The sequence below is a fragment of the Pseudoalteromonas sp. APM04 genome (assembly GCF_022809815.1).
GTDB lineage: Bacteria > Pseudomonadota > Gammaproteobacteria > Enterobacterales > Alteromonadaceae > Pseudoalteromonas > Pseudoalteromonas marina.
The window spans coordinates 328,763-340,819 of record NZ_CP094441.1 but is presented as its reverse complement, the minus strand read 5'-3'; the positions used below and the strand labels follow the sequence as shown (position 1 = coordinate 340,819).

Annotated in this window: 9 protein-coding genes and 1 pseudogene; 1 reads left to right on the top strand and 9 read right to left on the bottom strand. The window is 41.8% G+C overall.

Annotated features, from left to right (window positions below; translation table 11 throughout):
- Positions 1–2: 2 nt before the first annotated feature.
- Entirely contained in the window at positions 3–2,021 is a 2,019-nt protein-coding gene (rep, locus tag MTP24_RS01625; RefSeq protein ID WP_243532462.1) for a DNA helicase Rep, read from the bottom strand.
- 161 nt (positions 2,022–2,182) lie between these two features.
- Here rep and MTP24_RS01620 point away from each other — a divergent pair, with 161 nt between their 5' ends.
- Positions 2,183–2,446: an accessory factor UbiK family protein gene (locus MTP24_RS01620; RefSeq protein ID WP_006793056.1), complete on the top strand. Its 264-nt coding sequence runs from the start codon at positions 2,183–2,185 to the stop codon at positions 2,444–2,446.
- A 55-nt stretch (positions 2,447–2,501) separates the two neighbouring features.
- On the opposite strand, the pseudogene MTP24_RS01615 reads toward MTP24_RS01620, so the two are convergent.
- From MTP24_RS01615 to ilvG, 8 genes and pseudogenes are all read right to left on the bottom strand, one after another.
- Positions 2,502–3,145, bottom strand: a pseudogene (locus MTP24_RS01615) (short chain dehydrogenase).
- A 4-nt stretch (positions 3,146–3,149) separates the two neighbouring features.
- Entirely contained in the window at positions 3,150–3,809 is a 660-nt protein-coding gene (can, locus tag MTP24_RS01610) for a carbonate dehydratase (protein WP_039036235.1), read from the bottom strand.
- A 25-nt stretch (positions 3,810–3,834) separates the two neighbouring features.
- Positions 3,835–5,025, bottom strand: coding sequence for a methyltransferase (locus tag MTP24_RS01605; RefSeq protein ID WP_138741110.1), 1,191 nt, complete (start codon positions 5,023–5,025; stop codon positions 3,835–3,837).
- Between the two features lie 59 nt (positions 5,026–5,084).
- Positions 5,085–6,128 carry an ABC transporter substrate-binding protein gene (locus tag MTP24_RS01600; protein ID WP_138741109.1) on the bottom strand — a complete coding sequence of 348 codons (1,044 nt, stop codon included), beginning with the start codon at positions 6,126–6,128 and terminating at the stop codon, positions 5,085–5,087.
- Between the two features lie 95 nt (positions 6,129–6,223).
- Positions 6,224–7,777 carry a threonine ammonia-lyase, biosynthetic gene (gene ilvA, locus MTP24_RS01595; protein ID WP_243532460.1) on the bottom strand — a complete coding sequence of 518 codons (1,554 nt, stop codon included), beginning with the start codon at positions 7,775–7,777 and terminating at the stop codon, positions 6,224–6,226.
- A gap of 2 nt (positions 7,778–7,779) precedes the next feature.
- Entirely contained in the window at positions 7,780–9,636 is a 1,857-nt protein-coding gene (ilvD, locus tag MTP24_RS01590) for a dihydroxy-acid dehydratase (RefSeq protein WP_008133264.1), read from the bottom strand.
- A gap of 99 nt (positions 9,637–9,735) precedes the next feature.
- On the bottom strand, positions 9,736–9,978 hold the full coding sequence (gene ilvM, locus MTP24_RS01585; protein ID WP_006793049.1) for an acetolactate synthase 2 small subunit: 243 nt from the start codon (positions 9,976–9,978) through the stop codon (positions 9,736–9,738).
- Positions 9,975–11,624, bottom strand: coding sequence for an acetolactate synthase 2 catalytic subunit (ilvG, locus tag MTP24_RS01580; RefSeq protein ID WP_243532458.1), 1,650 nt, complete (start codon positions 11,622–11,624; stop codon positions 9,975–9,977). The genes ilvM and ilvG overlap by 4 nt, the downstream gene beginning before the upstream one ends.
- Between the last annotated feature and the right edge of the window lie 433 nt (positions 11,625–12,057).

Here is a 12,057-nt window from a genome sequence, read left to right as displayed (position 1 = left end):
TATTACTCAGGCTTTTTAAACATAGCACGTAAGTTTGCTACCCTGGCCTGCCCTTTTTCCATTCGCTCTGCCTGCGAACTAGGCGCCTTTTTGTTTTCAAATGCTAAATCATCTTGCGGTAACTCTTGCACAAATCGACTTAACTCTGTTTCAGAAGTTTCACCAAATTGACGGCGAATTTTTGCATAAGTTAGTGTTAACTCTTGCTGAGCACGCGTAATACCAACGTAAGCGAGTCGGCGCTCTTCATCTACATTGTCTTCATCAATACTTACCTGATGAGGTAATAACCCTTCTTCCATGCCAACCATAAACACATACGGATATTCTAAGCCTTTAGAAGCATGCAATGTAAGTAGCTGAACTGCATCGGACTCATCTTCTTCCTCGTTACGCTCAAGCATATCGCGCAGTGTAAGTTTACTAACCACCTCGGCAAGCGTCATCGGTTCATTGTCAGCGTCTCCGGTTAGCATGTCTGTGATCCAACGATATAATTCAGAGACGTTTTTCATTCTCATTTCGGCCGCTTTAGCACTGGGCGATGATTCGTATAGGTAGGCTTCGTAATTAATATTACGCACTAAGTCTTTCACTGCCTCTAACGTATCACTGCGTACCGCGTTATCTGACAATTCGACAACCCATCGAGCAAACCCAGCTAAAGCGTTAAAACCTCGCCCTTTTAGCCTGTAACCCAGGTCGTTATCAAAACAAGTAGCAAACAAACTTTGATGTTTTTCGTTGGCTAAAGTGCCCAGTTTTTCTAGTGTTACCGTGCCTATTTCTCGTCTAGGCGTGTTTACTATACGTAAAAATGCGTTATCGTCGTCTTGGTTTACGAGCAAACGTAAATACGCCATGATGTCTTTAATTTCTGAACGCGCAAAAAACGACATACCGCCACTAATTTTATAGGGAATACGGTTGCTCATTAATGACTTTTCAAAGCCACGTGCTTGGTGATTACCACGATACAATATAGCGTAGTCTTTGTAGCTGGTGCGCTTCATAAATTTATGCGAAATAATTTCAGCAACTACACGCTCCGACTCATGCTCTTCATCACGACATCCAATAACTTTTATCGGCTCACCGTACCCTAACTCACTAAATAGTTTTTTTTCTATATCGTGCGGGTTGTTGGCAATGAGTATATTGGCAGATTTAAGTATTCGCTGCGCGCTTCGGTAATTTTGCTCAAGCTTTATAAGCCTAAGTCCGGGATAATCTTTACTCAAAAGAACAAGGTTTTGCGGACGTGCACCACGCCATGAGTAAATCGATTGGTCATCGTCGCCCACTACAGTAAAGCGTGCTCTCTCACCTACGAGTAGCTTTACAAGCTGATACTGGCTGGTGTTGGTATCTTGGTATTCATCCACCAGCAAGTATTTAAAACGTTGCTGCCAACGCTCACGAGATGTTGCATTGCTAGTAAGTAGTAACGTAGGGATCATTATTAGATCGTCAAAATCTAATGCATTATAAGCACGTAATTGTGTTTGATAGCGCGCATATAGCTGCGCGAATAACGCCTTTTGCGCGTCACGCGCTTCACGTATTGCTTGCTCTGGCAATACTAATTCGTTTTTCCAGCTACCAATTTCCATTTTAAGTAGCTTGAGTAAATCTTTGTCTTTTTTTAATTCATCTTCAGTGAGCTCCGACAACAGCTGGTTGGTATCTTGATCGTCAAACAACGAAAAACCAGGTTTAAAGCCAAGTGTACTTATTTCTTTTTTTATTATTTCTAAACCCAGTGTATGAAACGTTGATACCCATAACCCTTTTGCTTCTTGCTTGCCAAGCGTTTGTAATACACGCTCACGCATCTCTTTAGCCGCTTTATTAGTAAAGGTAACCGCTGCAATATTACGTGCTTTGTATTCACATTTTTGCACTAAGTAAGCAATTTTGTTTGTAATAACGCGGGTTTTTCCAGAACCGGCACCAGCAAGTACTAGACATGGACCACTAATGTATTTTACTGCTTCATCTTGTTTTGGATTGAGTTTCATAACGACCAGAAAGATTTAAAAGACGCGCAATTTTAACGTAACCATTACTACAGGCATAGCAATTGCCATAATTAATTACCTAAACATGATCATGTGTTAAATGAGGTGGGTATAAGGTAATATTAGTTATATTCATTTTAGGCAAGGCCGAAGGGACAATTATGATCAACCCAGCAAAACTAGAAGAAATTGCTAAGCAAATTACGAGTAATATGCCACAAGGTGTAAAAAATTTAGCAGACACGCTAGAAGGTAAAACAAAGCAAGTTTTACAAAACAAACTTGCTGAGATGGACTTTGTTAGCCGAGAAGAATTTGATATTCAAAGCCAAGTACTTATCCGTACACGCGAAAAACTAACTGAGCTAGAAGCTAAAGTCGCTATTCTTGAACAGCAACTAAACGAAAATACAAACGCAGAATAATTAATTCAACACATAAAAAAGCAGCCTGAGCTGCTTTTTTATGTCTAACAAAAATCTAGATAAATAACTCATCAAGCACATAATATTTTGCGCCTCTTTTTGCTCTAAGCTCACCGCTAACATTTTTAAAGCAACTTGCTTTCCTGTTACAGGTTTATAACGCTTTAAGAAACCAATTTTTGTAAGCAATGGTAAAATCACACTGCCTATTTTTTCAGCTAATCTAAGGTGATCTCGCTCACCTATTAACAACGACGGTTGAAAAATACTTATTTTATTAAATGCTAATGGCACAACCTGTTGCTCTAGCTGCCCCTTCATTTTTAAATAAGCGCTATTGCTATTTGCGTTAGCACCACTTGATGACACTAAACAATAATGGCTTATGCCATTGCATGCTGCAAGTTGTGCGGCGATAAATTGATAGTCAAAATCCACTTTACGCTGCGCATCTACAGAGCCCGCTTGCTTAAGCGTAGTCCCTAAGCACGAAAAAAACACATCACCTTTAAAGAAATCGCGGTATTGAGTCAACTTTTCAAAATCAATAACGTGATTAGTTAACTGAGGATGGGAAAGTGGTAACGCTCGGCGTGTTATCGCGACAACCTGACTATACTCAGCGCAACTGAGTAATGCAGTTAAAAGCTCAGACCCAACTAAACCTGTTGCGCCAATAACAACCGCCGTTTTTGTCATTTATTTACTCACAACCTGCTTTTTTAAAAACATGTTGTATTGCACGTTTATAACTGTCCGACTCTTCTTCCGCGCACGTAACAACGGCTTCTAAATCATGTAAGTGGCCGTTTTCTAAACCATAAACCCAACCATGTATTGTTAAATCTTGGCCGCGCTCCCATGCATCTTGCACAATATTGGTACGGCATACATTGCGTACTTGTTCTATTACATTAAGCTCAATAAGGCGACTTAAGCGCTGCTCTTCGTCAATGCTGTTAAGTTGCTCTATGTGCTTTTCTTTTACATCGCCAACATGTCGAAGCCAGTTATCAATAAAACCAAACTTTGCATCACTTAGTACAGCTTGAACGCCACCGCACCCATAATGGCCAACAACCATTATGTGTTTAACTTTTAGTACTTCTACCGCATACTGCATAACAGATAAACAGTTATGATCGGTATGTACAACGACATTTGCTACATTACGGTGTACAAATAATTCTCCGGGTAATAAATCAACTATTTGGTTTGCGGGTACACGAGAGTCTGAGCAACCAATCCATAAGTACTCAGGGTTTTGCTGCATAGATAAAATTTTAAAAAACTCTGGATTCGCTTCGCTTGTTCGCGCAGCCCAGTTTTTATTATTATCGAACAAATTTTTTAATTTTCTCATTGCATCTCTTATTAAGCCAAAACGACTAGTTGTTGGTTGAAGGGTTAGTATTGGCAAGAATTAAAATATTCCGAGGCGTTAACTGCTTTTCACAAAAGGTTTTAATACTTACTTGATAGCCATGCTGTTGCAAATATAAAGCACGATCGAGCACAAGCCAAACCTCAATTGCTCTTCTGAACACATGTCGAACCAGTTCAACTCTGTCAGTGATCTTTTTTCGAGCCACACCCACTGATAAAAAATATTCATAATCAACATCTTGCGGTATTTTTAAGGCTTTTTTATCGCCCGCCCACTCACAAAATGATTTAAATGAACCTGAGAACACGGCCTTATTAACAGAGGGAACACTAACATAGTGCAATTCATTAGTAATTGACCTCCTGAGTGCATCAAAGCCCAACCGCCACTCAAGTTCTGTTTTTCGTATTTTATCAACACGAGTTGGCGCGGTTACTGTTTCTTGCAAAGCCAGTTTTAAATCACGATGAGTTAATCTAAGCTGACTTTGCTTGGCAAGCTCGCTCATTGGTAAGTAATCGTTAGGTGTGAATAAATGATAGCAACAAGGTGAAAAGCTAATTTGCTGCACGTTTGCAGCTATTGCTTTGCGCATCATAGCCTGATGTAAAGCGCCGCATGCATGAAGCGCCACAGCATGCATCTGTGTATTAAAAAGTGATGTAGTATCATCTTTTAATACATCAACTTGGCTAAATTGCATTGCCAAGCCTTGTTGCAGTGCTGCTTTTTGGCCTTGTTCGCATAATGTTGCTTGCAACTCAACACTGCTGACCTGCGTGGCACCGTTAAATGCGAGCATACGACCTAAGTGCCCTTTACCCGCACACCATTCTAATACCGGTAATTTTGTGTTTGGCAACGCAGATACAAAGTCTTGGAGTTGTTCGAATTTACGCCCTTTTATGCCGTTACTAATCCAAAAAGGGTAATTATATCGGAGGGTATTTGCCTGAGGTAATTTACATAATAGCTGTAATTCATCAAGTAACTTAATGTGTGGATTAAAGAAGTCTATTAATTCATTCTGCTTGGTATCAAGCGTTGCTACTTGCTCATCTGTTAAGCTATTTAATATGCCTCGCAGTTCGGGCCAAGGGATCGCATCAAAGTCAAAAGCGGTGCACTGCCAATAGGTACGAGTACGCTTTAAAATAGAGTCAAGTGAAGTAAATTGCTCGGCTAATGTCATAACAGCTTAATTTATTGAAAGGTAGCCAATTGTATCAGTAACATTAACATTAACAGCCATTAAACGGTTATTTTTTTACTAAACATTAAGCGCAAATACAACGGTATAGAGATAACACTCACAATCATCGCTGCAATTAACATCCACGATAGTTCCATTTTTTCTGGTCGCTGATATTTATAAATAAAACTGGCTTTAACATTATCAAAATCAGTTTGGTGAATACCGTACAAGTCTGCAATTAGGCGCCATTTTGGAATAGACATATGCCCCAGGCTAGTTGTTGCTGGCATAATGTACTCTTTTAATACTTCAGCCTCGTATGCTAATTCATGGAAACTTTTGTTAGGTGCGTAAAGTATTTGGGTAACCGCAATGGCCTCATCCATATTCATCATTGCGTAGCGCCACCCCTTTAGGCTGGCTTGGTAAAATTTTTCAACGGTTTCTGGGGATGTGCTTAACATTTTTCCAGTGGTATATAAGATATCTGCATAAACGTCTATACCGTAACGCTGAGGGCATATTAGGCGATGTGATATACCTCTTTGAGTCATATTGTAGGGCTCTGTAGATAGATAAACTTGCATCGCATCGAGCCTGTTCTCAATCCAGGCTTGGCTTGGGTTGTCACCGTTGTATACACTAAGCAAACGCGTATTAACTCCGCTGCGTGTCAGCATAGCCATTAACTCATTGCTATCATTGTGACTCACTTTACTTATACGCTTATTTACAAAATCACGAGGATGAAAAATATCAGAGGTGTCTTTGACCATCCAGCAATAAGGTGAATATTGCAAGATAGGCGCCATTGCTACAAAAGATTGGCCGTTTATACGTTCCTGTAAAATACCCGAGTGACCTACACCAAACTCGGCGTCGCCATTAGCCACAGCACTAAACGCATCGGGCATTGTTAGATCTGCTGGGTTTATGGTTACATCAAGACCCACATCTTTATAAAACCCTTTTTCTTTAGCCATGTAGTAACCAGCAAACTGAAACTGATGCGTCCATTTTAATTGTAAAGTGACCGATTCTTGCGCCGCAATTTGGCCACAAAAAAAACACAATCCAAGTATTAATCCTTTAAGTAACAACCAAGTTTCCTCAAGTTAATGACGGTATCAGTAACTATATGTAAAACAAATGATAAAGCAAGCACCCTTGTAAGGTACTTGCTCTTTAATGGCTGTTAAACTGAAGCGAGCTTTGCGGTTTTTTCTGAAAGAGGTTGCGTCGTTAAAAACTGTGTAAAACACGGATTATGCGTTTCATCTTGCACGCTATAGCCTAAGTCATTTAAATGCTCGTTAAAAGTCTCAAATTGCTCAGGTTCAATAGCAAAACCGGCTAATACATAACCCATTGAGCCGCCTTGACTCCGATAATGAAATAATGTGATATTCCAATCGTTGCCTAGCGTTTCTAAAAAGCGCGCTAGTGCGCCGGGGTATTCTGGAAACTCAAAACGTAACAAACGTTCATGCAGTTTTTCGGGTGCTTTACCGCCAACCATATAGCGTACGTGCAATTTAGCAAGTTCATTATCTGATAAGTCGCAAAATGTGTAATCGTTTTGAGTTAGGTCCTGCTTGAGCTCATTGAGCTCCTGCTCTCCTTGGCGCAGAGCAATACCTACAAATATTTGCGCTTCACCAGGCCCTGCATAACGGTAGTTAAACTCAGTAATAGCACGGCCACCTAAAGACGCACAAAACTGTTTAAAACTGCCTTTTTCTTCTTTGATGGTAACGGCTAATAACGCTTCGTTTTTTTCACCTAGCGCAGTGCGCTCAGCGACATAACGTAAGCGATCAAAGTTTAAATTTGCGCCCGAAAGCACAGCTGCTAAATGCAACCCTTTTAAGAGCGATTGTTGGCTCCACTTTTTAAGCCCTGCCGTTGCAAGAGCGCCAGAAGGCTCTGCAATTGCACGAGTAGACACAAAAATATCTTGCATGGCGGCGCAAATTTCATCGCTAGTCACAGTGATTACTTCATCGCAAAACTTTTGTGCTAAGCGAAATGTTTCCTTGCCAATAATTTTAACCGCTACACCATCGGCAAAACTACCTACTCGGTCAAGCTCTACCGGTTCACCCGCTTCAAGTGCAGCTTGTAAACAGGCGCTCTCATCAGCTTCTACGCCAATGACTTTGATATCAGGACGAAGTGACTTTATATAAACAGCCATGCCTGCCAGTAAGCCACCGCCTCCAACGGGAATAAATACCGCATCAAGCTCATTGAGCTGCTGCATGAGTTCTCGCGCTACAGTACCTTGCCCAACAATAACGTCAGGATCGTCAAATGGTGGGACAAAAATGCCATTACGCTGCTCTGTGAGCTCAAGCGCGTGCGCTTTAGCTACATCAAACTGATGTCCATGCAATACAACCTCACCGCCTAAAGCGCGTACGGCGTTAACTTTTATTTCTGGTGTTGTAACAGGCATTACAATCGTTGCCTTATGCCCTAAATGCGAAGCGCTTAATGCAACACCCTGAGCATGGTTACCAGCCGATGCAGTAATTACAACAGACCCTTTTGGCAACTTATTTAATTTATTGTATGCGCCGCGTAATTTAAACGAATACACGGGCTGTTGATCTTCACGTTTAAGCCATACATGGTTGCCAAGTTTAGCGCTAAGGTCAGGCATTTCACTGACCTCAGTAACTTTAGCCAAGGGCTCCATATTTGCTTGAATAATTGCACGAAAATAATCGAGCTCTTGAGAAACCATAATTAGCTCAGCTCCTCCAGTTTCTCTAAGTCACGCACTGCGCCCTTATCTGCACTTGTTGCAAGTAGTGCATAGGCTTTTAATGCCGACGAAACATAACGCTCACGGTCAAGGGGCTTATACGCCTGTTTGCCACGCGCTAATTGCTTTTGCTTACGCGCTTCAAGCTCTTCCTCGCTTAGTGCAAGCGTGATCTCACGCGTTGCAATATCAATAATAATTTTGTCGCCATTTTCAACGTACGCAATAGCACCACCGCTTGCAGCCTCTGGCGATACGTGGCCAATAGATAAACCAGACGTGCCGCCCGAAAAGCGTCCATCTGTGATCAGCGCACACTTTTCAGCTAAACCTTTTGATTTTAAGTAGCTCGTTGGGTAAAGCATTTCTTGCATACCAGGGCCGCCTTTAGGGCCTTCGTAACGAATAACCACAACATCACCGGCTTTTACTTCGTCGTTTAAAATGCCTTCTACTGAATCATCTTGTGATTCGTACACCACTGCAGTGCCTTCAAAATGTAGCATTTCGTCAACTACGCCTGCGCTTTTAACTATACAACCATCAACCGCTAAGTTACCTGAAAGTACAGCTAAGCCGCCATCTTGTCTAAATGCGTGTTCAACACTTCGAATACAACCGTGTTCGCGGTCGTTATCGCCTTCATCCCAACGACACTCTTGGCTCATTGCTTTTGTAGTACGAATGCCAGCTGGTCCCGCGCGGTAAAACTTTTGTGCCGCTTCGTTTTTAGGATCTGTCGCATCCCATTTTTTAACAAGCTCACCCATAGTCATACCTGCAACGTGGTTTACCGATAAATCAACTAAACCGGCTTTGCCTAGCTCACGCACAATTGCCATCATGCCACCAGCGCGGTGAACATCTTCAATGTGGTACTGTGCTGTTGCTGGAGCTACTTTACATAAAAATGGGGTTTTACGAGATAGCTCGTCAATGTGCGACATGTCAAAATCTACGCCAGCTTCTTGTGCGGCTGCTAGTAAATGCAGTACGGTGTTAGATGAACCACCCATGGCAATATCAACAACCATAGAGTTCATAAAGGCTGTTTTGTTAGCAATAGCGCGTGGCAATACGTCTTGGTTATCTTTTTGGTAGTACTCACGGCATAAATCAACAATGCGAGCACCCGCTTCTACATACAGTTGCTTACGATCTTTATGGGTTGCAAGCGTTGTACCGTTACCCGGTAGTGCAAGGCCAATAGCTTCTAATAAACAGTTCATTGAGTTTGCAGTAAACATACCTGAACACGACCCACAAGTAGGACACGCAGAGCGCTCTACTTGTTCTGAATCAGCATCACTTACTGTTTCATCAGCGCCTTTTACCATGGCATCGACTAAATCTAATTTAATATCGATGTTAGCAAGTTTCGTTTTACCCGCTTCCATTGGTCCGCCCGATACAAAAATAACCGGTATGTTTAAGCGTAGCGCTGCAAGCATCATCCCTGGGGTAATTTTGTCACAGTTAGAAATACAGATCATCGCATCGGCGCAGTGGCCGTTAACCATGTACTCAACTGAGTCGGCAATGAGATCGCGCGAAGGGAGTGAGTAAAGCATGCCCCCGTGGCCCATTGCGATACCGTCATCAATTGCAATAGTATTAAATTCTTTTGGTACACCACCCGCTTGCGTGATTGTTTCAGCCATTAACTCACTTAGCTGATTAAGGTGTACGTGCCCTGGCACAAATTGCGTAAACGAGTTAACTACAGCAATAATTGGTTTACCAAAGTCGGTGTCGGTCATGCCTGTTGCGCGCCATAATGCACGTGCGCCTGCGCGTTTACGTCCTTCAGTTGTTGTTGCACTTCTTAATTTAGCCATAGTTACCTCTGTTTTGCCGCTGTGTAAGCGGGCATTCCTCATTCTAAAAATTGGTGAGTAACAGTTATTCAATTACTCGTAAATTTGTGTTGTTAGCAATTACACAGCTTGTTGCTGTAAATTTTGTAAAGTGATTTCTTTAACGTCCACCAGCTTATTTAACTGGCTTGTTAAAAGATGAATTGGTTTATCGCTGTCTACTGTCATTGCAACATTGTAGTGGCCATCATCCATATTGAGCTGAAAATGCGTAAGATCAAAACCACGGTGACGCACTACACGTAAAAAACGCTCGACCGCTATACTTTGGCTCTTTAATGCAATAGTTAGGCTGTGTTTCATTGTGCTTTCTCCGTAATCATTTCGTCATTTGCAGCCCCTGGTGGTACAAGTGGCCATACGTTTTCTTTATCGTCTATGCAGGCATGTACTATGTACGGCCCTTTGCTGTTAACTAATGCTGTTATTGCATCATCAACTTGATTTGCATGGGTAATTGTTTGCCCAGGAATACCAAATACAGCGGCTAACTGAACAAAATCAGGGTTATCTGAAAGGTTTGTTTCAGAGTAACGTCCTTCAAAAAATAGCTCCTGCCATTGGCGAACCATACCTAAGCGTTGGTTATCTAATATTAGTATTTTTACTGGTAAATTGTTACGGCGAATAGTCGCAAGCTCTTGAATGTTCATCATGATTGAGCCATCACCCGACACCGTTATTACAAAATCGTCTGGGCGTGCTACTTGTGCGCCAATAGCCGCTGGTAAACCAAAGCCCATAGTGCCTGCGCCACCACTACTTAAATGGTTGCTCGGGTGGCTAAACTTCATGTGTTGCGCTACCCACATTTGATGCTGACCCACATCACAGCACACTACGCCTGTTTTTGGCATACGTTGGCTTAATTGGTTCAATAAATACGGGGCAAATACTTTTTCGCCTGGGTAGTCGTATCGCCACGCATGTTTTACGCTTAACTGCTTATTTATATCGCACCATAGTTTAGAGGTTACAAAGCACTCAAGTGCCGGTAATGAGGTTTTTAAATCAGCAATTAATGAGGCTTTAGCTGGTTTGCGTTTACCTACTTCGGCCGCATCTATGTCTAAATGAATTACTTTTGCTTTAGCGGCAAATTTAGCTAAATTCCCAGTTACGCGGTCATCAAAGCGAGCGCCTATACACACTAAAACATCACACTCTTGCACCGCTATATTAGCGGCTTGTGTACCGTGCATGCCTAGCATGCCTAGGTAGTGTTCGTAATCTGGTAATACGCTACCTAACGCTTTAAGTGTTGATACCGCAGGCATCTGCGTTTTATTTAAAAACTGCATTAACTCATTTTGCGCATCAGCGGCTTGTACACCGCCACCTACATACGCCACAGGTTGCTTTGCTTCGCTTAATAACTGATTGGCAATGGCTACTTGGTTTAAATCAAGCTGCGGTAAGTACTCATCAGCGGCTAACCAAGGTTTAAACGGCACTTGCGCCATTTGAATATCTTTTGGAATATCAACAAGCACAGGACCTGGGCGACCACTTTGGGCTAAGTGCATGGCCTCTTGTAGTATTTCGGCTAAATCTTCTGCTCGCTCTACCATGTAACTGTGTTTAGTACATGAAAGCGACATACCTAGTACATCGACTTCTTGAAATGCATCTGAGCCAATAGCGGCAGTCGGTACTTGGCCGGTAATTGCTAATAATGGCACTGAGTCCATCATTGCATCTGCAAGTGCTGTTATTAAGTTAGTAGCCCCAGGGCCTGATGTTGCTATACATACACCTAATTTACCTGTGCTGCGGGCATAACCTACAGCAGCAAAACCAGCACCTTGCTCGTGGCGAGTGAGGTAATGCTTGACTGGCGCACCATACAGCGCATCGTAAATTGGCATAATGGCTCCACCAGGGTAGCCAAATACCTCTTTTACGCCGTGTTTGGCTAATAAGTCGATTGTGAGTTCTGCGCCTGTCATTAATAAATCCTCATTCTTCAGTGACAACCTAATTAATTTTTACCCTTAAACTAAAAAGCCCTCCGAACTGTTAAGTGCGGAGGGCTTTTTAATGCTCAAGTTTATAGCACTACAAAGCCCTCGCGGGAATAATCACCACGATAATAATCAGGACTAGTTTAAGTGCAGTTGTAAGCATGTAATTGACACCAAATTTAAATAATCTGTTGCGAAAGTTCATCTTTCGCTCTGTTATGTATTAGTACCGCGCTGAGCGGCTTAAGTCAATACCAAACTCAATTCAAAAAAAGCACGAAAAACCAAATTAAGTGGTTTTAAAATTCACTAAATGCAACCATGAAGGAATTTTTATGTTTTAATTTAAAGTATAGAAATTCACTATTCTTATATTCCCCATTTATGGTTTGATTAATTTTTGAGTTTTAGTAAAAAT